The sequence below is a fragment of the Desertivirga xinjiangensis genome, assembly GCF_024436435.1.
GTDB lineage: Bacteria > Bacteroidota > Bacteroidia > Sphingobacteriales > Sphingobacteriaceae > Desertivirga > Desertivirga xinjiangensis.
This window is the reverse complement of the sequence record NZ_JAFMZP010000003.1, coordinates 625,888-652,301: the sequence shown is the minus strand read 5'-3', so window position 1 is coordinate 652,301 and position 26,414 is coordinate 625,888. Positions and strand designations below refer to the sequence as shown.

15 protein-coding genes are annotated in these 26,414 nt (G+C 42.6%); all 15 read right to left on the bottom strand.

Going from position 1 to position 26,414, the window contains the following annotated elements; all coding sequences use genetic code 11:
- Nucleotides 1-194 precede the first annotated feature (194 nt).
- The 15 genes from sov to J3P37_RS10880 all read right to left on the bottom strand — a co-directional run bounded on the left by sov (nucleotide 195) and on the right by J3P37_RS10880 (nucleotide 26,402).
- On the bottom strand, nucleotides 195-7,205 hold the full coding sequence (gene sov, locus J3P37_RS10950; protein ID WP_256011282.1) for a T9SS outer membrane translocon Sov/SprA: 7,011 nt from the start codon (nucleotides 7,203-7,205) through the stop codon (nucleotides 195-197).
- Nucleotides 7,206-7,303: 98 nt separating this feature from the next.
- A complete protein-coding gene (ruvA, locus tag J3P37_RS10945; protein WP_256011152.1) occupies nucleotides 7,304-7,888 on the bottom strand; it encodes a Holliday junction branch migration protein RuvA in 585 nt (194 codons plus the stop codon).
- A gap of 192 nt (nucleotides 7,889-8,080) precedes the next feature.
- Complete coding sequence (locus J3P37_RS10940) at nucleotides 8,081-10,351, bottom strand: NADP-dependent malic enzyme (RefSeq protein WP_256011151.1); 2,271 nt, start codon at nucleotides 10,349-10,351, stop codon at nucleotides 8,081-8,083.
- Nucleotides 10,352-10,511: 160 nt separating this feature from the next.
- A complete protein-coding gene (locus J3P37_RS10935) occupies nucleotides 10,512-12,194 on the bottom strand; it encodes a sodium/sugar symporter (RefSeq protein WP_256011150.1) in 1,683 nt (560 codons plus the stop codon).
- 316 nt (nucleotides 12,195-12,510) lie between these two features.
- Complete coding sequence (locus J3P37_RS10930; RefSeq protein WP_256011149.1) at nucleotides 12,511-13,542, bottom strand: glutaminyl-peptide cyclotransferase; 1,032 nt, start codon at nucleotides 13,540-13,542, stop codon at nucleotides 12,511-12,513.
- A 102-nt stretch (nucleotides 13,543-13,644) separates the two neighbouring features.
- A complete protein-coding gene (locus J3P37_RS10925; protein WP_256011148.1) occupies nucleotides 13,645-14,001 on the bottom strand; it encodes a YraN family protein in 357 nt (118 codons plus the stop codon).
- A complete protein-coding gene (dnaG, locus tag J3P37_RS10920) occupies nucleotides 14,001-15,941 on the bottom strand; it encodes a DNA primase (protein WP_256011147.1) in 1,941 nt (646 codons plus the stop codon). The genes J3P37_RS10925 and dnaG overlap by 1 nt, the downstream gene beginning before the upstream one ends.
- Before the next feature lie 49 nt (nucleotides 15,942-15,990).
- Nucleotides 15,991-16,953 (bottom strand): hypothetical protein, encoded by a 963-nt coding sequence (locus J3P37_RS10915; RefSeq protein WP_256011146.1) that lies wholly within the window; start codon nucleotides 16,951-16,953, stop codon nucleotides 15,991-15,993.
- Between the two features lie 24 nt (nucleotides 16,954-16,977).
- A complete protein-coding gene (locus J3P37_RS10910) occupies nucleotides 16,978-18,162 on the bottom strand; it encodes a M20 metallopeptidase family protein (protein ID WP_256011145.1) in 1,185 nt (394 codons plus the stop codon).
- A gap of 5 nt (nucleotides 18,163-18,167) precedes the next feature.
- Nucleotides 18,168-21,479, bottom strand: a complete 3,312-nt coding sequence (gene secA, locus J3P37_RS10905) for a preprotein translocase subunit SecA (protein WP_256011144.1) — start codon at nucleotides 21,477-21,479, stop codon at nucleotides 18,168-18,170.
- A gap of 141 nt (nucleotides 21,480-21,620) precedes the next feature.
- Complete coding sequence (locus tag J3P37_RS10900) at nucleotides 21,621-22,409, bottom strand: mechanosensitive ion channel family protein (RefSeq protein ID WP_256011143.1); 789 nt, start codon at nucleotides 22,407-22,409, stop codon at nucleotides 21,621-21,623.
- A gap of 95 nt (nucleotides 22,410-22,504) precedes the next feature.
- Nucleotides 22,505-24,142: a chaperonin GroEL gene (groL, locus tag J3P37_RS10895; RefSeq protein ID WP_256011142.1), complete on the bottom strand. Its 1,638-nt coding sequence runs from the start codon at nucleotides 24,140-24,142 to the stop codon at nucleotides 22,505-22,507.
- A gap of 132 nt (nucleotides 24,143-24,274) precedes the next feature.
- On the bottom strand, nucleotides 24,275-24,550 hold the full coding sequence (locus tag J3P37_RS10890; protein ID WP_109418203.1) for a co-chaperone GroES: 276 nt from the start codon (nucleotides 24,548-24,550) through the stop codon (nucleotides 24,275-24,277).
- 278 nt (nucleotides 24,551-24,828) lie between these two features.
- The gene (gene secG, locus J3P37_RS10885; RefSeq protein ID WP_256011141.1) at nucleotides 24,829-25,164 is read right to left on the bottom strand and encodes a preprotein translocase subunit SecG; all 336 of its coding nucleotides are present in this window, start codon (nucleotides 25,162-25,164) and stop codon (nucleotides 24,829-24,831) included.
- Between the two features lie 14 nt (nucleotides 25,165-25,178).
- Nucleotides 25,179-26,402, bottom strand: coding sequence for a DUF8458 domain-containing protein (locus J3P37_RS10880; protein WP_256011140.1), 1,224 nt, complete (start codon nucleotides 26,400-26,402; stop codon nucleotides 25,179-25,181).
- Nucleotides 26,403-26,414 lie beyond the last annotated feature (12 nt).

Sequence of the window (26,414 nt, the reverse complement as noted above, 5' to 3'; positions counted from 1 at the left end):
GCCAGGGACTAAGGATTATCCCATAAAAAAGAGTCTCCGACTCTTCAGGCGTTTTGTATAGCGCTTTAACGGAGTCCGAGACTCCTTGTATTAGTGAATCCTTAGAGCTCCTCCGGAACGCCTAAGGACAGACAAAAGCTTCACTTAACGACATTGAGCGCACGCGTGCCGCGTGTGCTTAGCCAAACGGCCATCTACTGCAAGGTAAACCTTAAACTGACGCCAAAGTTGCTGAATGAGGTATTAAATGTTTGTGAAGTATAAGGCTTAGTTATATTTCCATCATAGTACAGGCGCAGGTTAAAGCGCTGATTCAACACATAGTCAATGGTAGGCCGTACAGTTATATTCTTAGCTCCGGATGAAACCTCTGCATCATCAACATCAGCCCTGAAGATGGTCGTCTTACGGTCGTTGATGGCAAAATCCATTCTAAAATTGACATCATTGTTTAACTTCCGACCACCGCCAAGGCCAAATGGCAGACGTAAGTTATTTGTACGGTAACCGAAACCAAATATGATACCATCATCTCGTTGCTGTGCCAGCTGACTATTAGATAAGCTTAAGCTAAGGGCCCTTGATTTACGGTACTCGAAGTTGATGCTCATGTTATTTTTCAGCCTGAAGTCTACGCCGAGTAAGGGAACGAACTGCTCTGCCAGGGTTACCTGCGAAAACTGGTAGAAAGGCAGGAAGTTGCCATTAGCATCCACCTGAGAAGAGAACCCGTTTAATTCAGCATAACGTGCCAGCGAGTTAAAACCGTTTACACTATAGGTGGAACGATAGGTATGGCTAAGATCGAAGGAAGCAAATAAGTCACTAAAAAACTTATATTTGGTAAGCCCGTTATAAGTGATCCGCCAGTTTGGAACCGGGATTTTAGGAAAACGGCTCAAGCTTACTTTTTCTGCATCCTTCCCAGTGTAAGCTGCCATAAATGAAGCTACCAGTACATCCTGAGAAGCTGCGCCGTAACCATCCGAATACCCGGGGGACTGACCTCCTGGATTAGGATTTAAGCCCCCCAATCTGCGGGAGATCACCTGGCGGTTCTGTTCGAACTGGCGGAACAATTTGGAAGTTCCATTTACTTCATCCTTTGCAAATGCCGTTTTCAGTGAGAAAAATGATATGCTAAAATCACCAGAAGTGATCGGGCTTTGATTAACAAAGCCAGCGGCATTATTTTCAGTAGCCTCCTGGTACTTAAAGGTAGTTGAGTAATTGAAGCTCTGGCTCTTTAATGCGGTCAGTTCAATCCTTAGATCTTTAAATGGTTCTATAGTACCTCTCAGATTGATATCCTCTCTGTTAGTAGTTACATACAGCTGGTTTTGCAACTCATCTTTCGTGATCCAGTTATTTCTCACAGCCCGGTTCCTGATGTCGTGCTGACTACCGAACAGGAAGTCCCATCCCGGAGCGTCCGAATCGAAATTATATCCCAGGATATTAGTCGTAGGCTTATATCCCGGAAGGAAAGTTCCTTCTGTCCTGGTATAAGCTCCTGTAATATTTTTTACAGAGGTTAATACGTTAACCAGGAATTTCCTGGCAGCAGCAGCGTCTGCAGTATTTGATTTCCTGATGAATCCTACCTTATTATACAAGGATACGAAGTTTAATGTCGGGTTAACCTGAATGGTCCTTGAGTTTTGGATGGCATTCCCAAAGTCGATCTCCGGATCACGCAAGGTTACCAAAGGTTCTGTTCTCCAGTTAAAGTTTGTTCCGTAACGGGCCACCAAACTCGTCCAGCGTAAACCGGGGATCTTGTTGACAGGCACTGTGTAATTTAGGTTCAGTGTATGATTGTAGTCAGTAGTGCGGCCTAAACGTTTCAGGTTTGACCATATAGAATCTCTGGCGCGGCCGTCAATCCTTCCGTAAGGCTCATCAATAACCGAATAATTTGTGGCGTTGAAATCCATCTGCAGTGAACGGGTCAAATTCCAGGTAACTCCATAAATGCGGTTCATCAGAAAATTTTTATTGAAGTTTGTCCGCAAGCCTAAGGGGATGCTGCTTTGATCATCACCAATATCACGAAGTATATTTTCTGAATACTGCCTGTCAAGATCAACCCTGAAATTCAGAGAGGATGGCAACAAACTGAAATTAAAATCACGCAATAAAGCCAGTGTGTTTGATTTGATCAGCTTCTCGAAAGGCGAATATGTTTTAGGCTGACCTGCAAAATTATAAGCTAAGCCGCCCCGGTATGTTTTCTGTAATGCCAGTTCATTGATATAATCGCGGTGATAGTATTTGGTGAAGGCGTACGACACACTCCAGTTTTCTATATCCCACAAACGACTTTTGCTGTCGGGGTTAGTTTTAATCTTTCTGACATTTGTAAAGCTTAAGCCTCTTCTGGAAGTATAGTCGTTAACAATACGCCCGATAGCCTTGCGCTCGCTTCTGTTGAGTCCCTTCAACGCATTTTCAAGTTCTATATCCTGGAAGCGTGGATCATACTGAGGAGTACTTAACTGCGATGATAGGTTGAAGAATAAAGGTATTTTAAGTCCGACACTTTCCGGGAAGAACTTACCTAATTCAAAGCTCGTCGCCAGGTCGAAGAAGTTATTATCACTTCTGTTCCGCTCACTCACCCGTTTATCTATCGAACCGAAACCTATCGTGCTTCTGCTTCCGGATATTGTTACGTCTCCAAAGTCGGCAAGTTTTGCATTCAGGCGGGCGGTGGCGGCCCAGCCACCTCTTTCATCGAAATCAGTAAGCCGCAGCTCATTGAACCAAACCTGGGCTGACTTTGCGAGGCCATCGTCATCGCCAGGATTAGCATCGTTTCGCAAAGGGTTGCGAACGCCAAGCATATATACCCGAACCTTGCTCATATCAGGTTGTCCCATTACAGTGATCCGGCTTACCCCATCGGTGTAGATATATGGCACATTAGTCGGCCATTGTTCATTATTACGGGCGGCTTTCGCTTCCTGGAATTTGGCCAGCTCAATTTCAATACTGTTCGCTTCAGGCCAGATGGCATAAGGATCGCGGGTGCCCGGAAGTGTTACCTTCAACGGCCGTTCATACTCATAATAATTTTCCTGGTTATCCGAACCGATCCTGACAAAGGCATTTACTTCGTTATCCCTGAGGTTCTCGCCTTCGGCATGGATAAACATCTCCATCTTTTTATACGAGCGGAAATCGTTGTACGTGGTACGGAAAGCAGCACGCGCATAACCATCACGCAGGTCTTTCACGTTCACGGCAAGTGCCTGCTCGTTCTGCTGAGTTTCGCCCCGGAAGTTTCCGTAATCGCGTTCGCGTTCTACACCAGGAGGTACCACATAAGGAATTGGGGTACGTTTTCCATTCTCCTCGATGTTAACTGTAGTTACATCAAGTGTTTCGTTAGGATCCACTACCGGAGGTAAGCCCGGCTCAGCAAGAACCTTGGCCGAATTATTTTCGGCATTATATCTTCGCCATTCGCCACGAACCAGCTGCAATCTGCCCATCCTTAAAATTGTGGTATCTGCAAAGTCGGTCAAGTAAGCCCGTATAAATCGAATTGATTTAAAATCCTGGATATCACCTACCTTTTGACCCTGAGCAATAGGGATTTTAAACTGGTACCAGGACACCTGTTGAGACGAACCGTTAGGCATTTTAACCGTAGAGGTCACTTTATCTGTAATATAATTTTGTCCAACCACCATACTGCCAGGCCGGATGGAAACTTTATACTCGAAATACTCGTCGGTAGAAGTGGAAGTGTTATCGCGATTTACGTCTTCTCCATCCGGCAGGGATGTAGAGGCTGTATTATCAATGCCCGTTTCTGATTGTGATTGCTCGGTAGTTTTCGAGTTTCCTTCAGTACCGTTATAACGTTCGTAACGTTTTAATATACCAGCGTCCTGTGCATCCAGATTTCCGCCTCGGTAATATTGAAAATCATCTGACGATGGATCCGCATCAAACGCTGCAGCGGCCTGTGCATTGAGCTGACCTTTGATCTGGTTTACTCTATCGGCAAAGAACTGACGCTCGTCGTTACTGGTCAATCCGTCCAAACCAACATCTTGAAACTGCCTCGCAGAAGGGTTATTGTCAAAGGCCTGGATCACCGGCTGCAGTTTTGGCACTCTTCCCCATACGGTAGTGTTCACTTTACTTATATCCCCATCGGCAGGCAAACCGTTTTCCAGCGACTTCTTACCATCTTTAAGAATATCCTCAGAAATATTACCAAGATTGAAATAAAGATCTCCTCCCTCATGATTAGGTTTATAAATAAAGGGATCCATCACCCACATTTCGATAAACTCTATATTCAGAGCTTCGAAATCATTGGTTTCCAGGCGCCGGAATATACCTCCCCAGCGGCTTTTGGGATTATTTAATGTTCCGTCAGGGTTTAAACCAGTAGCGGTATAGTTGTAAGGACCACGTAAGCTTGGATAATAAGCAAGATCAAAAGTAGGAAGTGTTAATTGCTGACCTGTTGCCGACTGTTTAAACGGAAAAACTTCCTGCTCTAAGATCTCCCGGGTATAGTGATTTGAGCGGGCATTCGGGTTCCGGCGGATGTTATCCGGAGTAAGTGCGTTGGTATTAAAAAATATAGGGTCAATATTGTAAAAAGCTAAACGAGCCCTGTTCCCGCCATATTCAAGATCATTTACTAACGTGGCTTCAGAAAACCTGTTCCCGTTAAGTGATGTATTAAGCGGTGTCCCTGAAATCTGCCAGCCAGCAAAATTCTTTATATCAATGATAGAACGGCTACCTTCAAAATCATCCAGGTAACTGGTTCCATTTTTACTGCCCGCAAAATTCAGAGCTTTCGGATGTCCCGGGATCATGTTAGCATATTCGCCGGAGAAAGTAATAGTGGAAACTTCTTTGGTGTTGATAAGCGGGATTTTATCCACCATCCGGGTTAGCCAGCGTGAGTCAGAACTGTAATTGGCATCTAAGCCCCAGATCGTATTCGAGATAGCTTCCTCACCAATATTCACTTTGGCAGTCAGTGGCTTCTCTGTGAGGTTCATAATAGTAGCTCCCAGGTTCAACTTATGGTTAACCCGGTAATCGAACCTCGATCCAAATAAAGACCGCTGCTGCAATCCGAAAAGTTCATTGCTCTCCTGCTTAATGCGTATCTGCTGGCCGGAATTTAATAATGCCTGGTTAAGGATCTTTACCCTCCCACTATTGTAATCCACCGTAAAATCTACGCCTTCCTGCAATGGTAAAGTCCCTGCAATTACCTGTACAGAACCGGGAGGTATGTTTATAGCATTCAGTTGAAACTCAGAGCTCACCTCCGACTGGAAAGTACCCTTAATTATATAGCGGTTTTTATTCGTAAAAAGCTGCTGAGCATCCGCTTTAGTGTAATTATATAGTTCTTTGAAGACGTACTTGTTGCGCAAATCAGGCTCCACAAACTGGTTTTCAAGATTACGACCAAAGGGTTCAAGGACAGGGAAGGTTACCCGGCCATTCAGTGCGTCGATGGTTACCCCTTCTACAAAGTCGAACGCCCCGTCCGACCGGCGATCGCCCACCTGGTTAAGCGTGTCCAATCCAGTGATCTGAAGCCAAAGTTTTCCGCTGGTATTGGCCCCTTCAGTAACAATCGGCTTTTCTACACCGCTTGATTCGTCTAAGCGAAATACATTTAAATTGAAACCGTTACGGCTTACCTGATATGCTCCCAATGAATAAATGTTCTTCATCATCAGGTGCCAGGTGGGTAAACTGGTTTTAAGTGTTTCACTTTTTAAAAGTTTCACATACAATGCCGTTGGATCTTCATTGTTGACAGGAACATCGGTAGAAAACTCACCAACCTGATATTCTTCCCCATTGTAATTGTAACGGTAAGCAACAGCCAGCACTTCATCAGCGTTCAATGAAGTATTTAATGAAATATATCCTAAACGGGCATTTAAAGTAAATTCCCTGTCGGTTAAACGGCGGGCGTAGGTTAATTTCGAAAAATTATTATTCCCGTTCTGACCAGCAAAAAAGGCATTCAGGTCGTTAGAATTGGTTTTTCTGTTGTTTGGATTAGCCTCTAGTAAAGGCAAGAGGTTGTTGGACTGCCGGGGGCCTAAAACAGGATCACCGACAGGACCTGCTGCCGGAACAGGGCTATTTCCAACCAGAAGATTGTCATTCACAATAGAATCGCGCTCACCCAGGTCTATCAAACCAATAATATCCCGGGAATCTGTGGTACTGTTATTTCGATTAGTTACCCAGACTTCAATTTTTGTTATGTTATAATTAGATGAAATAATAGGTCTATTCCGGAGGGCATCATTATATCTGTCTCTGAAGTAATGAGCAAGAAAGTAGTGTTTATTGGCTTCATAACTATCACCCGAAATACGGAAGTCATTTTGCTGAGAACCATTGGATATAGTTATTTCTTTTTGCTGAGATTTCTGCTGTGAGAATACACTGGTTACATTTAACTTACCAAACTGCAATTGAGTTTTGATACCAAAAAGAGCCTGGCTCCCGGTAATTAGGGTAGAGCTTAAGGGAAGATTTACGTTACCAGCCTCAACCTTCTGAACAATTTCATCCGGCTTACCCGTGTAATCGATCTTCATCTGATTCTCGAAATCAAATTGTGCTTCTGTATTGTAATTCGTGGAAATCCTTAGCTTGGTACCGATTTGTCCCATTACATTCATCTGAATGCGCTGATCAAAGTCGAAGTTTCCCTGCCTCCTTTGACGTTCATTGAACAGGGGATTTTCAGTCTTATTCAAGCGCCCCGCCAGGGTTAGCTCTGCCGAACCCTGGGGCCGGATATCTATAGAATTACCTCCGAAGATGCGTTCGAACGACTTACTGTTAATTTTGACGCTAGGTATAAAGCCTGGAGTACGGGCCTCCTTTATTGGCGCTTCAGAGAGTTCTTTCCAGTAATTACGTTTTATCAGTTCATTTTCGTACCGTTGATATTCTTCAATGGAAAGATATTGCGGTGCTTTGTACAAACGCTCACCTATCTTCTCCCGGATAACATACCGTTTGTTAACGGCATCAAATTCAACACTGCGCTGAATATTAGAAGGATTAGGTAAATAAAATCCAGGTTTGGGATTCAGTTCCAGGATTTTTGAATCACTAAAAGGATATCGAAGCTTCAAGCTATCAGCAGCGGTACCTGTTGTTTGAGCAATACCTTGCCTTTGCATGAAAATCAGGCAGCCAATGCACAAAACCAGAAAAGAAAAGGTAGAAATCTTTCTCAAAACCCAAATGTATTTGAAAATTACATTATTTTGGAACGTAATTATAAGCTTTTTAAAGCACTTTTTATTAATTGCTCAACAGTTAACGTTCCGGTCTCGCGTATCAGAACATTTTCAATGGCCTTATCTGCCACATTCTTAGCAAAACCAAGCATTACAAGAGCGGATAAGGCCTCTTCTTTGGCCGTGTTGAACTGCGGAAGAGATGTAAGCGTTTCCAAACCTTCTTTTTTAAGCTTATCCTGGAGCTCAAGAACAATACGCTGCGCCGATTTTGGGCCGATTCCCTTGATCTTCTGAATAAGAGGAACATCTCCCTTTACAATCGCCACCTGTATTTCTTCCGGTGTAATGGACGACAGGATCATCCGGCCGGTTCCCGCTCCTATGCCTGATACCGAAATTAAATGCAGAAATAAGCGTCTTTCCCCCTCGTCTATAAAGCCGTAAAGTGTGTGTGCATCCTCTTTAACATGCAGCCAGGTATATAATTTACACCGTTCCTGGCCAGGTAGCTTTGAATAGGTGTTAAGCGAAATATTAATATGATAGCCTATTCCCCCAACTTCTATTATAACATAAGCCGGGCATTTGAACACCAGCTTTCCATCAATATACTCGTACATTCTTTATTTAATCAAGAGCAAAAATGCAAAATAAAAGGTAATTCATAGATGAAGTTTATCACATCGCAAACCTAACCCTCTAAGTCACACTCTGCTACGGAATTACACCTGTGCCAGTTTCAAAAAAAATATATTAAAAAACGCCGTCAGAACGGGGCATTAGCTAATCTATAGTTGTTACTAGTTGTTACTTTAAGAACCTTGTTTGGATTGAGCATCGACTACAGCTATAGTTGTCATATTCACTATTTCACGCACGGAGCTATCCATCTGCAAGATATGTACGGCCTTATTCAGTCCGAGCAGTATCGGGCCAACAGCTTCAGCTTCTCCTAGTTCCTGCAAAAGTTTGTACGCGATGTTTCCAGACTCGAGGTTAGGAAACACCAGCGTATTAGCAGGCTCTCCAACCAGGCGACTGAACGGAAAGTTATTTTTAAGGAGCTTAGGATTTATAGCAAAGTTCCCCTGCATTTCGCCGTCTACAGTAATCTCCGGAAATTTTTCGTGAAGTAAACTCACCGCTAATCGTGTCTTCTCAGGAACCTCTCCTTCCACCGTTCCGAAGTTGGAATACGAAAGAATAGCGATCCGCGGGTCTACATTGAACTTGCGCACCGACCGGTCAAGTAAAACCGTAATATCGACAAGCTCTTCAACAGTAGGGTTTTTGTTTATGGTTGTGTCGCCAAAAAAGACAGGGCCTTTCTTTGTTAGCATCATATACATTCCTGCCACCCTTGATATTCCCTGCTCAGTTCCAATGATTTGAAGTGCAGGTCTTACTGTAGTTGCGTAGTCCTTAGTCAGTCCGGAGATCAGTACATCAGCCTCTCCAAACTCTACCATACAGGAGCCAAAATAGTTGCGGTCTTTTACAAGCTTTTCGGCCTGAGGAAGATTGATGCCCCGGCGCTGCCTCTTTTTATATAGAAACTCGGCGTATTGCTGAATTTTTTCCTTTTCTTCAGCCGGATCAATAATTTTTACGCCATCAAGATCAAGGGCATTGTCTATAATAATTTTCCTTACCGCTTCTTTGTTGCCAAGGAGTATGGGCGTAGCAATACCCTCGTCTTTAACGATCTGTGCGGCTTTCAATATCTTGTAATTATCTGCTTCTGCAAACAGGACCCTTTGGGGTAGAGATTTCGCCTTACTGCTGATGGTCCGTAGTAATGCATCTTCTTTACTCAGCCTGCGGCCCAGGCCATCTGCATAAGCATCCCAGTCTGTTATTATCTTACGGGCTACCCCAGATTCTATCGCTGCTTTTGCGACGGCAGGTGATACAGAAGTAATTAAACGTGGATCCATCGGCTTCGGAATGATATAATCTTTTCCGTACTTTAGGTTCTGAATGTTATAGGCAAGGTTAACTGACTCTGGCACCGGCTTTTTTGCCATATCTGCGATGGCTTTCACCGCAGCAATTTTCATTTCCTCGTTGATGGTAGTGGCGCGTACATCCATTGCTCCCCGGAATATATAAGGGAATCCAAGCACGTTATTTACCTGGTTGGGATAGTCAGAACGGCCGGTAGCCATGATAATATCTTTCCTGGCAGCCACTGCAACGTCGTAGGCAACCTCTGGGTTTGGGTTAGCCATAGCAAAAACAATAGGATTCTTGGCCATCGTTTTTAGCATATCGGCTGTAAGCACGTCGGATGTAGACAACCCTATAAAAACATCGGCATCTTTAATGGCCTCTTCAAGTGTACTTATTTGGCGATCAGTGGCAAACTCCGCTTTAGTTGCATCGAGGTTATGCCGGTCTTTACGAATAACGCCAGACCGGTCTAGCATCACGATATTTTCCTTTTTTGCACCTACACTCACATACAGGCGTGAGCAGGAAATTGCCGCAGCACCAGCGCCGTTTACCACTATTTTAACTTTGTCCAGCTTCTTTTTTTGTAATTCGCATGCGTTTATGAGGGCCGCCGAGGAGATGATGGCTGTTCCATGCTGATCATCGTGCATTACCGGAATATTCATTTCTTCCTTTAAACGGCGCTCTATTTCAAAACACTCGGGAGCTTTTATATCCTCCAGGTTAATTCCGCCGAAGGTAGGTTCGAGTGCTTTTACTATCTGCACAAATTCATCAACGTTCTTGGTGTTTAGCTCCAGATCAAATACATCTATGTCTGCAAATATTTTGAAGAGTAAGCCCTTTCCTTCCATCACAGGCTTTCCTGCTTCAGGACCGATGTCGCCCAATCCAAGAACTGCGGTTCCATTACTGATTACAGCTACCAGATTGCCTTTCGCTGTGTATTTATAAACATCATCTACATTTTCTGCAATCTGCAAACATGGTTCAGCAACACCTGGGGAGTAAGCTAATGTTAGATCTCTTTGAGAATGGGTGGGTTTGGTAGGAATGACCTCAATCTTTCCAGGACGGCCTTTTGAGTGATAATCCAGAGCATCCTGCTTTCTGTTCAATTTCGACATAAATCAATTTGAGTTGACAGCCGGTAAAAATAACATCTTTTGGTTAAGATGAACATGATTTCACCCGCATATCTGATTTTTTCTATGAATGGGGCATTATCATAAAAAAAGCCCTTCACCGTCGCATCGGGAAGGGCTTTTTGGCAATTTTCAATGATACCTACCAGTAAATGGTGTAAATAGCAGCAAGAATTCCCACAATGATCAATGAACCAACCGCAAAACCAGTGGTAGTTCTGAACATTTTTGTATCTACTTCAAGGCCGGTAGGTCTTGTTCCTTTTCCATTCTCTATCATACTTATTATGTACATACCTATTATGCAGAATATGAATACAAAGCCCATACGATCAAGGAATGGAATTTCATAGATTCCGCCGGAAGCAGGGTTTGGAACCGCAAAGCCGAAAGGGTAAAGGAAAGAAAGATCTACCCATCCTGGCAAAAATTTAAGCACTAAAGACAGCAGGAATCCTCCGATAGTTGCGAATAATGCCGCGTTTGATGTTGTTTTCTTCCAGAAGAACCCCAGGATAAACATGGCAAAAATACCCGGCGACACGAAACCTGTGTATTCCTGAATATATTGGAACCCGCCTTTTTTGTCGATCCCCAAATGTGGTGCAATGATCACACCTAAGATCATCGATACAATAACGGAGATCTTACCGATGTTCACCAGTTTGGTTTCACTCGCCTCGGGATTGATTACTTTTTTATAGATATCCAGCGTGAAAATAGTAGCGATGGAATTTGCTTTACCAGCCAGAGAAGCCACTACCGCTGCAGTTAATGCGGCAAAGGAAAGTCCTTTCAAACCTGCAGGAAGCAATGCTAATAATACAGGATAAGCTCTGTCTGGCGCTACTTCATCACCAAGCAACATATCAGTCTTAAATGTTCCGGCGCCTTCTTTCCACAATACATAAGCAGCGATACCAGGTAAAACTACGATCACAGGCATTAAAATCTTAAGAAAAGCTGCGAATAAGATACCACCGCGGGCAGTTTTAAGATCGGCGCCCAGAGCACGCTGAGTAATGTATTGATTACAGCCCCAGTAGTTCAGGTTCACAATCCACATACCACCAGCCAGTAATGTTAATCCAGGAAGGTCAATGAAATTTTCGTTATCCTTATCAAAGATCATATCGAAGTGAGAAGGAGCTTTTTCGGTAAGTAAGGCAAAGCCGTTTAATACGCCTGTTGTACCATAATGGTCTGATACCAGGTTAAGTGCAAGATAGGTAGTTGCCAAACCGCCAAGGATCAGGAAGAATACCTGGATCACGTCTGTAAATCCGATAACTTTCATTCCTCCTAATGTGATGATGATCGCAAAGATGGCAAGTCCATACATACAAGCATCTAAGCTTATACCGGAGATACTGTTAATTGCAATAGCTCCGAGGAAAAGGATAGAGGTAAGGTTAACTACTACATATAAAAGAAGCCAGAAAACAGCCATGATCATGGCTACCGTGCCGTTGTATCTTTGGTGAAGGAACTGAGGCATGGTAAATATCTTATTTTTAAGATACACCGGTATAAAGAATATGGCGACTATAACCAGGGTTAATGCTGCCATTAACTCGTAGGTGGCAATAGCCAGACCCATTTTAAATCCGGAACCACTCATTCCCACGAATTGTTCGGCCGAGATATTTGATGCAATAAGAGAGGCACCGATCGCCCACCATGTTAATGAGCCCTCAGCAAGGAAATAGTCTTTCGAGCCTGAGCTTTCAGTGCGCTTGCGGCGGTATATCCAGATACCGTAAATGGATACGATTAGAAAGTAAACTAAAAAAACGACGTAATCTTTGGTTTCTAGCCTGTTCATTTGAAGAAAGGTTTATATAAATATTAATTAATTTAAATGTTGTGCGAATCCGTTTTAACCGGAAAAAGGGTCCTTTTTACAGTTCCTTCAGAACTACTTAGTGTAAAAAAAACACTTTCAATTTGCGGGGCTTAAAGTATGAATATTTCTCGTAATATTTTGAGCCCTCTTATTTTTTATTTGCCCCCCTTTTATCGCCCCTGTTTGAAGAGATAAAATTATCATATTTTTTGAATCGCTTATAATTAATTGTTAGTTGAACATTTATTATATTGTTCTGATTACAGTAAAAAAGCGACCATTATTGTCGCTTTTTTTATTCTTTTATTTTTATCTCAAAAAGCTTATCCCATTTCTTTCCGGTCACGAAGAGCCTTTTTCCCGCAGCATCCCAGGCAATGCCATTCAGAACATCGGCGTTCTCATTACGATCATTATCCGGATAAAGAGATGAAAGGTCGAGTTCTGCCTCTACCGCTCCGGTTGCCGGGTCTATGATAACGATATTATCGGTTTGATAGATATTTGCGTAGATCTTCCCGTCAATATACTCCAATTCATTTATGCTGTCGACCGCTCCTTCCGAGTCGTATACTTCAATATACCCCTGTTCGATATAGGTATCTTTGTTTAAGAAATAAAGGCGGTTGGTTCCATCAGACTTGATAATATTTTTGCCGTCGAAACATAATCCCCAACCTTCCCGGCTTTCCTGGTAAGGAAATTCTTTGATCTTATTAAATGTGGCTTTGTCATACACAATACCATACTTGTTCTGATAAGTAAGTTGGATTACTTTGTCATCCACAACTGTTAAGCCTTCTGCGAATATCTCGGCGGGCATGTCCAGCTGTTTCAATACGTTACCGTCTACAGCAACTTTTCTCATACTTGATTCCCCGGTTAAACCGTCGCTCTCATAAAAGATACCATCATGATACTCTAAGCCCTGGGTATAGGAAGAAGTATCGTGGGGAAAAGTATTGATCACCGAATAACTATATTCCCGGGGTGCCGTAGCTGGCAGCAAAACCAGGTTGGTTGTTATTTCTTTTGCGATGCCATCTTTGTAAATTTTGGCTGTAAGAATGGTTATGCCCAGGTCCATCTTATCAGTGGAAAAGCTTACGCTGCTTGTATCAGTTTTTGATGCAATCTCTGTGGTATCAATCAGGTATGTCACCGAATCAAAAGAGCCGGGAATTAAATCTAGCTTGATATTCAAGGGCGTACCCACTGCAACATTTTTGCCCTCTTCCGGTGACAGAAAATAAACGGAGGAGCTTTTTTCTTTTCTACATGCCGCTATTGCGATAACAGTTATAATACAGATCCAGATTTTTTTCATTGAATGATTTTGTTTTTTAATGGCAATGAAGCTTGTATAAGCTAGATATCTCAGTTTTTAAGCAGCCGCTCATGCAGGTTCCATTTGAATAATTTCTATCAATTACCAAAAAGCGTCCTCGACATGCCGAAGCTGATAATTGCCGCTGCGATCGAAAACTATTGCAATTATATCAAAACGAATCTCCCCTTTAAAATTCATCAGATAAATATATTCATCTGCCGCCTTTTGAAGATTTTTTTGTTTGGTTGATGTGACAAACTCTTCGGGCTGACCATAATTTGTTGAAGTACGGGTTTTTACTTCGACAAAAATAATTCTTCGATCCCAATAAGCTATCAGATCTACTTCAGTTTTGCCATAACACCAGTTTTGGTCCATGATTTCATAGCCTTTATTTTCAAGGTATGTTCTGGCAATGGTTTCTCCTTTAGTGCCTAACTGATTATGAAGTGCCATTATTTTATAACAACTGAACCCATAAACGCAGAAATCCCCTTTTCAACCTCTTTAACGCGCATATATCGTTGCATCAGGATAAGCTGGTTATCCTCATCGGTTTCGTTTTGAATCTCTTCCCGGATACTTTTAAGGATCTTATCCACTTTACGCTTTTTTAAATGAAAAATACCACCAAGAATGGTTGCCCTCATATTCTCAGATTCATGTTTAACATAGATCTTCCGGGTGGCAAGCCAGTTATCACTTAATGAGTAAGGTGAAGAGATCAGGGAGATAGCCATCTCTGAAACCTGGGGATCCTTATGCTGTATAAAATCCTGGGCTGTGGGCAGCTCACCTTTTTCCATGTAAGCATTATACTCTTCCAACACGATTTTGCAAACCGGATTGTCAAAGACGACATCGGCAAGGTTTGAAATTACATAGGGAGCAATATAAGTATCTGTGATACCATCCCACTTCACTAATTCATGACCATAGTTAAGCAGTAGACGAATGATCTCCTTTTCCTGCAGGTCATCTGTCTCCGTATATTTTTCTTCAGCAAAAAGGACTTCATCAGGAGGCGGAAGGTCATCCGGATAAGCGTCGGGAGGTGGAAGCGATTCGGATTTCCCTCCATCTTTCTTCATTTTCCCCAGACGAAGCCTGTTAAGCTCAGCAATAAGTACCCGCTCTTCTATCTGAAGTAAAGAGCTGCACTCCCTGATAAAAACAGACGCTTTAATACTATCCGGGATTTTTGCGATACTTTCAACAACCTCATGAATTACGCCTGCCTTTTTTATAGGATCGGTACCGGCGTCCTTAAGAAGGATATTGGTTTTATAAAGGATAAAATCACGCTGATTTTTTTCTATGTAGGTCTTGAATTCAGAGCTGCCAAGCTTTTGAACATAAGAATCCGGATCGTGCCCGTCGGGAAAAAGAACTACCTTTACGTTTAACCCTTCTTCCAGGATCATATCCAGACCTCGCAATGAAGCCTTTATCCCAGCAGCATCACCATCATAGAGAATGGTGACATTCTTTGCAAAACGGCCGATGAGACGGATCTGTTCTGTAGTGAGGGAGGTCCCCGACGAAGCAACTACGTTCTCAATTCCAGCCTGCTGTACGGAGAGTACATCTGCGTATCCCTCTACCAGGTAACAATTATCCAGATCGCGAATAGCCTTTTTAGCCTGGAAAAGGCCATAAAGCACATTGGACTTATGATAAATATCACTCTCGGGCGAGTTAACGTATTTTGGGACTTTTTTGTCGGTTACAAGGGTGCGCCCTCCAAATCCAATGATCCGGCCGGTAAAATTATGGATAGGGAACATCACCCGCCCGCGAAAACGGTCGTATAATTTGCCCTTGTCATTACGGATGGTCAATCCGGTTTTTTCGAGAAACTCTTCTTTAAACCCTTCTCTTAAAGCTTTGTCTGTAAGAGCATCCCAGCTATCTGGTGAATAGCCGAGCTCAAACTTTTTAATGATATCATCACGGAAGCCTCGTTCTTTAAAATAACCCAGGCCGATAGTCTTGCCCTGATCGGTTTCCCACATGGTTTCACTGAAGAACTTTGCGGCATATGCAGAAACGATGTATAAGCTCTCGCGACGGTTATCGGCTTCCTGCTGTTCAGGAGATTGCTCGATCTCCTCTATTTCGATATTGTATTTCTTCGCTAAATACCGGAGAGCTTCAGGATAAGAGTATTTTTCATGCTTCATTATGAAGCTGGCAGAGTCGCCGCCTTCACCGCAACCGAAGCATTTAAATATCCCTTTATTTACGGAGACATTGAATGAGGGCGTTTTTTCATTATGGAAGGGGCAGTTACCGATCAAACTTGTGCCGCGCCTTTTCAGGTTCACAAAATCGCCGACAACCTCCTCTATTCTGGCGGTTTCAAGTATCTTATCTACTGTTTCCTTCGCAATCATAATCTGATCTAAGATTCAACGACACAACAACTTTTTAAAGGTATCTTGATTAATTACCGGGCGCTCTGCGGTAACCTTTATGCAAGATAAGAAAACTTGCGCGCTCTTCTTTCTTAAAAGGAATATCCCAGTTGCCCTGATAACTTATCTTAGTAGGCAGCAGGGTTTCTCCGCCATCAAAGGGGGCCATTTCTATATTCATCTGCACATCAAATTCAAAAGCAAGATTATCGTACTTCATGTCTACGTACCTGCCAAGAATCTTTAGATCTCGCTTGTCAAAAATAGTAGTAAGCTCTCTTATCATCAACCCATCTTTAGTCCAGTTGGACAGGTCTGGTTTGACACTTACTTTAAAACGATATACAGGGATCGAGTCAAGATATGTAGCACTACTGTAAGAATAATCATAATACTGGCGCATGTTAGGGGTGAAGATCTCGGTCTTACCAGAGATAAAGGGGACTCCCTTAATTGGCTTTCCAGGACTAAATATCAAGGTTTTAAGCTTGTCTTTATAGGATTCATTACTCCCTTTCTTAGCGCCGGATGGGGCGGATGCGGGGGCGAAGTCAGTATTGTATGCATTCATGAAGATATAATCAAACATCTCTACGGTGTACAGCTGATACTTTCCGTTTTTCTTATAAAGCGAGCCGCTATCCTGCCTGGTAAGGAACTGCATTTTGTATTCGCCTTCGTTATTATGAAAAATCTTCCGGTAGATCTTACCTTCAACAGCATTTTTCTTATTGTAAGTAAAAATCCTGTTTTCGGCGGTGAAACTATAGCGCTTCATATTCCTGAAGGCCTCGTAAAAGCTGGTGTCCCTTAAGATCTTATTGATGAAAGTTTGGTTGTTGATCCGGGCCGCCTTAACAATCACTGCCGAATCCAACACAATGGTAAGTACTGTATCAGGATTAAAGCGCTTGATCTGTTGGGCAGTGCCTGCATATACAGTAAATAACAGCCAAAAAAGAAAGAGAAAAGAAAGGAGCTTTCTTACCATAAACAAACAGCTGAAGCGTAAAAACTAATTGCCTAAACGCTTTAAGGCGATATAGGCCATTAAGCCGGTACTGATTTCTAAAGCCCTTTCATCAATATCGAAAGTTGGAGTATGAACCGAAGATGTTATTCCCCTTGACTCATTTCGTGTGCCCAGGCGATAGAAACAGGCATCGGTAACCTGTGAATAATAAGCGAAGTCTTCGGCTGCCATCCAGAGATCCAGATCCTCTACATTCTCCTTACCCAGGTAGTTTTCGGCAAAAGTCCTGATCTGTGCAGTTAAATCTGGCTCATTGATAAGAAAAGGATAACCGTTCACGATTTTAAATTCGCAACTAGCGCCCATACTTTCCGCCATGCCTTCCGCCATCTTTTTCATCCGCTTATGCGCTTCTGCACGCCAAACTTCATCCATCGTACGGAATGTTCCTTCAATGTACACTTCATCCGGAATGACATTAGTAGCTCCATTGGCTATTACTTTTCCGAAGGAAAGCACCGTTGGAAGCTTCGGATCAGACACACGGCTTACAATTTGCTGAAGGGCCACAATGATGTGGGCGGCGATGACTACAGGATCAATATTCTGCTGCGGCTGAGCCCCATGTCCTCCTTTTCCTTTCACGGTTACATAGAGTTCGTCGGTAGAGGCCATGTATTTTCCCGAACGGATACCAATTTTACCCGCATCTATCAACGGCATGACGTGCTGGCCCAGCACTGCTGACGGTCTGGGATTTTCAAGCACACCTTCCTGGATCATCAGGTTAGCACCTCCCGGTAAACGCTCCTCAGCGGGTTGAAAGATCAGTTTAATAGTGCCGCCAAAATCAGCCCTTATTTGCTGCAGGATACGGGCGGTACCCAACAAAGAAGAGGTATGGACGTCGTGTCCACAGGCATGCATTACGCCTTCATTTTGTGACTTGTAAGGAACATCGTTAGCTTCCCTGATCGGTAAAGCGTCCATATCTCCCCGAAGAGCAATGACTGCGTCCGACTGTTTTTCACCTTTGATTATCCCCACTACGCCGGTGCTGGCCATCGACAGCCAGGAAATACCCAGTTCGTCTAAAGTCGCTTTTACATAAGCAGAGGTGTTGTACTCCACGAACGATAATTCGGGGTTAGCATGAAGATGACGGCGATGTTTGATAACATCGCCGTGTATATGCTTAGATAATTCCTGAATTTTTTCCTTTAACATTCAGCTTATTCTAATCCTGCACCATGGCAGTTTTTATATTTCTTGCCGCTTCCGCAAGGGCATGGATCGTTTCTTCCTATTTTATTCTCAACCCGCACGGGAGTCGGTTTTTGAATCTCCCTGGTATCTTCAAATCCGGGTTGTGCATTTCCCCCGTCTACAGCAGCCAACTCAGGCTTCGACACGCGCAGCTTTGACATATCCTGCTTTGGTTGGGGACGGGCTTCTCTTACTTCTTCCGATTCCTGCACAGGGATGCCACCTTTAAACAGGAAGCTGACAACGTCTTTGTTCACCGAAAGAAGCATTTGTCTGAAGAGATTGAACGCCTCCATCTTATAAATAACAAGAGGATCTTTTTGCTCATACACCGCATTTTGAACAGACTGCTTTAACTCGTCCATTTCACGCAGATGCTCTTTCCAGGCGTCATCAATCAATGCCAGCACTACGGTTTTTTCAAAAGCGGTACTTACTTCGCGTCCGTTTGTTTCAACTGCCTTTTTAAGGTTTGCAGAAACCTGTACGCCTCTGATTCCATCAGTAAACGGAACTATAATGTTCTCAATATACTGACCGCGTTCCTGGTAAACCTGCTGCAGAACCGGCAAGGCCTGTTGAGCGATGGCTTCATTTTTACGGTGATAAAACTCGGTAACTTTCTCAAAAACAGATTGGGTTAAGTTTGGCACCGAGGTATCTGCAAATTGCTTTTCTGTGATTTCAGCATCAACTGAGAATACACGAATGACCTCCAGCTGGAAACCCTCAAAATTTGCTGTCTCTTTATACTCTGTTACGATATCTTCAACGGTATCGTAAATGGTATTATTTAAGTCGACTTCCAAACGTTCTCCGAACAATGCGTTTTTGCGTTTCGCATACACCACCGTTCTTTGAGAATTCATTACGTCGTCATATTCAAGCAAACGTTTACGTATGCCGAAGTTATTCTCTTCCACCTTACGTTGTGCACGCTCTATTGACTTGGTGATCATGGAATGCTGGATAACTTCGCCTTCCTCAATTCCCATACGAAGCATGATATTAGCTATTCGTTCAGAACCGAATAAACGCATCAGGTTATCTTCAAGAGACACGAAGAACTGTGAAGAACCCGGGTCGCCCTGGCGTCCCGCACGACCACGCAGCTGGCGGTCAACACGACGGGACTCGTGGCGTTCGGTACCAACAATAGCTAAACCACCTGCGTCTTTAACACCTGGCCCTAATTTTATATCGGTACCACGACCTGCCATGTTGGTTGCTATGGTAACAGTTCCGGCCAGACCTGCCTCAGCCACAATATCAGCCTCTTTTTGGTGAAGCTTGGCATTTAACACGTTGTGCTTAACTCCGCGAAGCTTAAGCATCCGGCTTAATAGCTCAGAAATTTCTACTGACGTTGTACCAACCAGTACCGGGCGACCAGCTTGTGTTAAGGCAGCAATCTCGTCAACTACGGCATTATATTTTTCCCGCATGGTACGATAAACCTTATCCTCCATGTCTTTCCGCTGAGTCTGAACGTTAGTAGGGATCTCAACCACATCAAGCTTATAGATCTGCCATAACTCACCCGCTTCAGTAGTTGCTGTACCAGTCATACCAGCCAGCTTATGGTACATCCTGAAGTAATTCTGCAAGGTTACCGTAGCATAGGTTTGGGTTGCATCTTCAACCTTAACATTTTCTTTTGCTTCGATAGCCTGATGTAAACCATCGGAATAACGGCGTCCCTCCATGATACGGCCGGTTTGCTCGTCAACGATTTTAACCTTACCCTCATCAATGATGTACTCTACATCACGCTCAAATACGGTATATGCTTTTAGTAATTGGTTTACCGAGTGGATACGCTCTGATTTGATAGAGAAGTCGCGCATGAGTTCATCCTTCCGTGCAATCTTTTCATCGTTAGGAAGTGATGATTTCTCAATTTCAGCAATTTCAGTACCTACGTCTGGCATCACAAAGAAATTAGGATCTTCACCAGAAGTAGTGATCAGCTCTATGCCTTTTTCAGTAAGCTCAACCTGGTTATGTTTTTCATCGATCACAAAGAATAACTCAGCATCAGCCTTAGGCATTTCCTTACCCTGATCCTGTAAATAATAGTTCTCTGTTTTGGTAAGGATTTGTTTTATGCCGCTCTCACTTAAGAACTTGATCAGGGCTTTATTTTTAGGAAGCCCGCGATGAGCTCTGAACAAGGCTAGACCACCCTCTGTCGGGCCGGATTTACCCTCATTGATCTGTTTCTTTGCTTCGTTTAATACCGAGGTGATGTAATTTTTCTGAGCATTAACAAGCCGCTCTATTCTCGGTTTTAATTCATAAAACTCATGCTCATCTCCCCTCGGAATTGGTCCGGAGATGATCAGAGGAGTACGGGCATCATCGATCAATACAGAGTCGACCTCATCCACCATAGCAAAGTGAAGCTTGCGCTGTACAAGGCTCTCAGGTGTATTGGTCATATTATCACGCAGATAATCAAACCCGAACTCGTTATTCGTTCCAAAGGTAATATCGGCAAGATATGCGTTCCTCCTGGCCTCAGAATTAGGCTGGTGGCGATCAATACAATCTACCCTCAACCCATGAAACTCAAATAAGGGACCATTCCATTCAGAGTCACGACGTGCCAGGTAATCATTCACTGTAACGATATGTACTCCCTGTCCGGACAATGCGTTCAGATAAGCAGGCAAAGTTCCTACCAGGGTTTTTCCTTCGCCGGTAGCCATCTCCGAGATCTTGCCCTGATGCAGCACAATACCACCTATCAGCTGCACATCGTAATGGATCATATTCCAGGTTACTTCGGTACCGGCTGCAAGCCAGGTATTATGATGGATGGCTTTATCACCCTGAATAACAACATTGGGTTTACGAGCGGCAAGTTCCCTGTCGAACTCTGAAGCGGTTACTTCTATAGTTTTGTTTTCGGTGAACCTGCGGGCAGTTTCTTTCACTACAGCAAAGGCTTCCGGGAGAATCTCCAAAAGCACTTTCTCGAGTTCTTTATCTCTCTCTTTTATAAGTTTATCAACCTGATCGTATATTTCCGTTTTCTCATGAATAGGTAAATCAGGATTATCTGCTTTTTGTTTCAGATCAGAAACCTCTTTATCAATACCAGCTAAAGCGCCTGCAATGCGAGCTTTAAACTCGGCAGTTCTATTTCGCAGGTCATCATTACTGATGTTTGGTAGTTTTGCATATTCTGCTTTGATCTGTTCAACCAAAGGCTGAATTTGCTTTATATCTCTTTCAGATTTGCTTCCGAAAAGTTTATTTAAAAATCCTAACATGATATTTTTGTAAAAATCCTTATTCTTCAACAATTAAGCCATCGTTTATGAGAAGCCACATTGTCATGAATCAGCAAAATTAGATTATTTAATCAATTATATTCAGGTAATCCCCAGAAAATAAAAAATCCACAGATATCCTTATGGCATACCAGGCAGTTTTATATCCCTGGCTTTCAAGTCTTCGATCAGCTTTTGTTGAAAATTGAGCTTCGTGTCTGAAAATACACTCGGGGCAACCCAGATATTTACAACAATCTTGTAACCATCCGGCTCAAGAACCGAAACGCCTATTCTTGGACTCGGAGATGACAGGATGTTAGCAGAGTTTTTAATGGATTCCTCAATAATAGGCTTTACCTCATTGAAATCGGTAGCGTAGGTTACCTTCAAAAGTATGTCCAGCCGGCGTTTTCCTTCTCTGCTGGTATTAATAATAATTTCGTTCGAAAGCTTACTATTGGGTATAATCACCGTTTTATTGTCAAAAGTGGTTACCACTGTATAAAAAATCTGAATGGAGCTTACGGCTCCTTCCTGTCCCTGCGCAATGATATTGTCTCCAACTCTGAACGGTTTTAATATCAGGATAAGTACTCCGCTTGCAAAATTTTGAAGGGTACCAGATAAGGCCAAACCAGCGGCTACACCAAATGCTCCAATAACTGTAGTAAAAATGGTAAGTTGTAAACCTATGATCTGCATTACCCCTATAACCAGGAATATCTGAAGAGAAATGATGATGATACTTTGAAGGAAAGGCTGAAGCGAGGGGTCGAGTTCGCGCTTTTGCATTCCCGATATTAATACTCTTTTGACGAATTTAATCAACCATAGGCCGGCAAAAAACAGTATAGTCGCAGTTAAAAATTTAGGCCCATTAAATAATATAAAATCGTAAGCTTTGTCGTAAAATTTATCCCAGTCCATTTGTAAAATTTAACCGGCAAATTTGTAGTTTTTTCCCAATAAAAAAACCCCGAAGTTTTCACTCCGGGGTTTAATATAATCTGATGATAATGATATTACATCATTCCACCCATGCCGCCACCCATTGGAGGCATACCGGCACCAGCTTTTTCCTCTTCAGGATCGTCAGCTAAAACGCATTCTGTTGTTAACAACATAGCTGCAATAGAAGCTGCGTTCTCCAAAGCTACACGAGAAACTTTAGTGGGATCGATTACACCAGCACCAATTAAGTTTTCATAAACATCAGTACGTGCATTGTAACCAAAGTCAGCAGTTCCTTCTTTAACTTTCTGAACTACAATAGAACCTTCGATTCCTGCATTCTCGCAGATCTGACGAAGAGGCTCTTCAATTGCACGACGAATGATCTGGATACCAGTGTTCTCATCTTCGTTAGCCCCTTTAAGATCAGCTAAAGACGCAACTGCGCGGATGAAAGCAACACCACCACCTGCTACGATACCTTCTTCAACGGCAGCGCGGGTAGCATGTAAAGCATCGTCAACACGATCCTTTTTCTCTTTCATCTCAACCTCAGTAGCAGCACCAACATATAATACTGCTACACCACCAGCGATCTTAGCTAAACGCTCCTGTAATTTTTCACGATCGTAGTCAGAAGTAGTGGTCTCGATTTGAGATTTGATCTGGTTTACGCGAGCTTTGATATCATCTGCGTTACCAGCACCATTGATAACGGTAGTGTTATCTTTGTCAATTACAATTTTCTCAGCCTGACCTAAGTAAGATAGATCTGCATTTTCTAATTTGTAACCTCTTTCTTCTGAGATAACAGTACCGCCAGTAAGGATAGCGATATCTTCTAACATTGCTTTACGACGGTCGCCAAAACCTGGAGCTTTAACAGCAGCAACTTTCAGTGAACCACGGATCTTGTTAACCACAAGAGTAGCTAAAGCTTCTCCGTCTAGATCTTCAGCAATGATTACAAGAGGTTTGCCAGTCTGAACTTGTTTTTCAAGAACAGGAAGCAATTCTTTCATGCTGCTGATCTTTTTGTCGTAGATTAAAATGTAAGGGTTTTCTAATTCCGCTTCCATTTTATCCGCATTGGTTACGAAATATGGAGAAAGGTAACCACGGTCGAACTGCATACCTTCTACTGTTTTAACTTCAGTTTCAGTTCCTTTGGCTTCTTCAACAGTGATCACACCGTCTTTACCAACTTTGCCCATTGCTTCTGCAATTAACGAACCGATAACTTCGTCGTTGTTTGCAGAGATAGCTGCAACTTGTTTGATCTTGTTATTGTCTTCGCCAACAGTTTGTGATTGAGCTTTTAAGCTGCCAACAACTGCTGCAACCGCTTTATCAATACCACGTTTTAAATCCATTGGATTAGCACCGGCAGCTACGTTTTTAATACCTGCTGTTACGATTGCCTGAGCTAAAACAGTAGCAGTGGTAGTTCCATCACCTGCGATATCAGCAGTTTTAGAAGCTACTTCCTTAACCATTTGAGCACCCATGTTCTCAATAGCATCTTTTAGTTCGATTTCCTTAGCTACAGTCACACCATCTTTTGTTACTGCCGGAGATCCGAACTTTTTATCAATAATTACGTTACGACCTTTTGGTCCTAAAGTAACCTTAACTGCATTTGCCAAGGTATCAACGCCTCTTTTGAGAGCGTCACGTGCATCAACGTTGTATTTTACTTGCTTTGCCATTTTTGTTTTTAAATTTTAGATTGAGGTCTCGCTGCTTTACTATGGTCAGCCATTCCCGCTCGTTTCTTTTTTTCTTAATAATTCCTGCTTCTATTTTCGACGCAGATACTTTCTTTGTCGGTCTGATATTGTCTAAAGAACAGCGTAGATATCAGATTCCCGCATAATTAAGTACTCCTTACCTTCATAGGTAATTTCTGTACCTGCATATTTACCATATAAAACCTCGTCACCTACTTTAACAGTTAAAGGCTCATCTTTTTTTCCATCACCAACTGCCACTACGGTACCTCTCTGAGGTTTTTCTTTAGCTGTGTCCGGGATATAGATTCCTGATGCTGTTTTTTCTTCTGCAGGAGCAGCTTCAACTACTACTCTGTCTGCGATAGGTTTAATATTTAATGCCATAGTTTAATATGTAATTTGTTTCTGTCCCTCATAGTCACTTTTTATGCCAAAGCCAGAGTCAGGCATATTTTGCTGCAAAACTTGTCAAATTTTCATTATTGCTATCTTCCTTTTAACAAAGCTTTAACACTGAAATGTCAGCCTGTCAGTGTAGTGTCAGGGATTTACTTTGAACAGGGCTAGCAAGAGGCACGCATGGGCCAGCAGTAATAAAAATTAAATCAAACGAAAAAAGGCTTCCATGTTTGGAAGCCTTTAGGTTTATAAGGTATAATAACTTATTTCTTAGTAGTATCCGTTGCTTTTGGCAATGCTGGACTTATAGGCGCTGCTGAAGGAACAGGCTTGTTGATCTGGTTCTGAAGATCTTCTCCTGATCCTGCCACACCTCCTTTTGGAACCGCAACGTTGATTAATAATACAACTACCATTAATGATATAATTAATACCCACGTTCCCTTTTCCAAAAAATCACCTGTACGTTGTACACCCATGATATTATTAGAACCTGCAAATCCTGAAGTAAGACCGCCACCCTTCGGTTCCTGAATTAAAATAAGTAGCGCTAACAGCACACAAATAACGATGGCTACGATGACAAGGAAGTAAAACATATTATCTTCTTTAATTAATTGATTCTCTTTTCTAAATCTGAAATTTGAGCGGCAAAGTAAGTTCTTTTTTCCGGAAATTTCAAACTTAATTTTTTGTAGGTATCAACAGCCTTATGATAAAGCATCTGATCGATGTAAATTTTAGCCAGAGTTTCTGACACAAGGTCAAGATTATCTTCTGAACTCTTCCGGGCCTTGTTCTCTGTATCCAGCATATTAGCCAAAGGAGGTTTGATTTGAGGTTCTTCTTTAATAAAGCGTTCTATTAAGTCATCTTCCTTTTTTTTGATGGAAGAACCTGTGCCCAAACCTTCTGCCAAAACCTCCGGAAATGTATTTAGTTCAGGCTGATGGTGAAATATGTTTTCAATTATCTGCTGGTTTAAATCAGCTTCTTCGGGCACTACCGGCCTGAAATATGGCTTACTGACAGCATAGGGCTGATAGTTAACATCGTGTAGCTTGCGGGTTTTATGAAGCCACCATAAAAACGTGAAAGGCAGCGTTTCGTCATGGTACTTTGATAGTTCTTCGTTTTCATGTGCATGCTGCAGCAGTTTGAATGAAACAGGCTCTTCTTTATGCTCTGTCTGCAAAGGATCAACTGCTGATTTGTCAAAGATGAAATAGTCTGTTGCCGCAACACTTTCAACGATAAGCCTTTCTTCCGGAGTTTCCCCTTTAACAGTATCGTCCGGTTCAGGTAGGGAAAATTTTTCCTTTTGATCCTCAAGCACAACATGCTCCGGGGGATTAAAACCGGGTGATTCAAACTCAGGAATAACTGTTTCGATTTCATCAGTGAAGTTGAGACTTGCCCCTTCAGCAACGTCTTTGTGCTCAACGGAAGGCATCTCAGATATTTCTTCAAATACTTCCTCTTCTTCCACTTCTAAAAGCTTCCATTCAACAGACATATCAGTCTGGATATCAACCTCTATTTCAACATCTTCATTCTTCCTCTCGTAAAGCATCTGCCTGACAATCTCTGGGTGCTCTATATATCGAAAAAGAATATCCCTGGAGGGACTATATACAGCAGCTTTTGGCAGATAGCTTCCGAATTTTTCGGAGTTTAGCTGCTTCAGAGCCGAAGAGTAGGCGTAGTGAAAAGCCTGACAAAAGGGATATCGTTCAAGCAAACGCTCTAATGTCTGTAAATCATCTTGCGAATAGCTTTCCTGATTAGAGAGGAGCCTTACAAACTCCCTTTCATTTATTATTCCTGGTTCGACCACTGCTTTATTGTT

What these genes read in the sequence shown, in the direction of transcription:
- secG (WP_256011141.1), bottom strand. Translation starts at nt 25,164, where the DNA reads ATGTTTTACTTCCTTGTCATCGTAGCCATCGTTATTTGTGTGCTGTTA.
- J3P37_RS10915 (WP_256011146.1), bottom strand. Translation starts at nt 16,953, where the DNA reads ATGGTAAGAAAGCTCCTTTCTTTTCTCTTTCTTTTTTGGCTGTTATTT.
- J3P37_RS10940 (WP_256011151.1), bottom strand. Translation starts at nt 10,351, where the DNA reads ATGTCGAAATTGAACAGAAAGCAGGATGCTCTGGATTATCACTCAAAA.
- J3P37_RS10910 (WP_256011145.1), bottom strand. Translation starts at nt 18,162, where the DNA reads ATGTTAAAGGAAAAAATTCAGGAATTATCTAAGCATATACACGGCGAT.
- J3P37_RS10925 (WP_256011148.1), bottom strand. Translation starts at nt 14,001, where the DNA reads ATGGCACTTCATAATCAGTTAGGCACTAAAGGAGAAACCATTGCCAGA.
- dnaG (WP_256011147.1), bottom strand. Translation starts at nt 15,941, where the DNA reads ATGATTGCGAAGGAAACAGTAGATAAGATACTTGAAACCGCCAGAATA.
- J3P37_RS10930 (WP_256011149.1), bottom strand. Translation starts at nt 13,542, where the DNA reads ATGAAAAAAATCTGGATCTGTATTATAACTGTTATCGCAATAGCGGCA.
- groL (WP_256011142.1), bottom strand. Translation starts at nt 24,142, where the DNA reads ATGGCAAAGCAAGTAAAATACAACGTTGATGCACGTGACGCTCTCAAA.
- J3P37_RS10900 (WP_256011143.1), bottom strand. Translation starts at nt 22,409, where the DNA reads ATGGACTGGGATAAATTTTACGACAAAGCTTACGATTTTATATTATTT.
- J3P37_RS10890 (WP_109418203.1), bottom strand. Translation starts at nt 24,550, where the DNA reads ATGGCATTAAATATTAAACCTATCGCAGACAGAGTAGTAGTTGAAGCT.
- J3P37_RS10935 (WP_256011150.1), bottom strand. Translation starts at nt 12,194, where the DNA reads ATGAACAGGCTAGAAACCAAAGATTACGTCGTTTTTTTAGTTTACTTT.
- sov (WP_256011282.1), bottom strand. Translation starts at nt 7,205, where the DNA reads ATGCAAAGGCAAGGTATTGCTCAAACAACAGGTACCGCTGCTGATAGC.
- ruvA (WP_256011152.1), bottom strand. Translation starts at nt 7,888, where the DNA reads ATGTACGAGTATATTGATGGAAAGCTGGTGTTCAAATGCCCGGCTTAT.
- secA (WP_256011144.1), bottom strand. Translation starts at nt 21,479, where the DNA reads ATGTTAGGATTTTTAAATAAACTTTTCGGAAGCAAATCTGAAAGAGAT.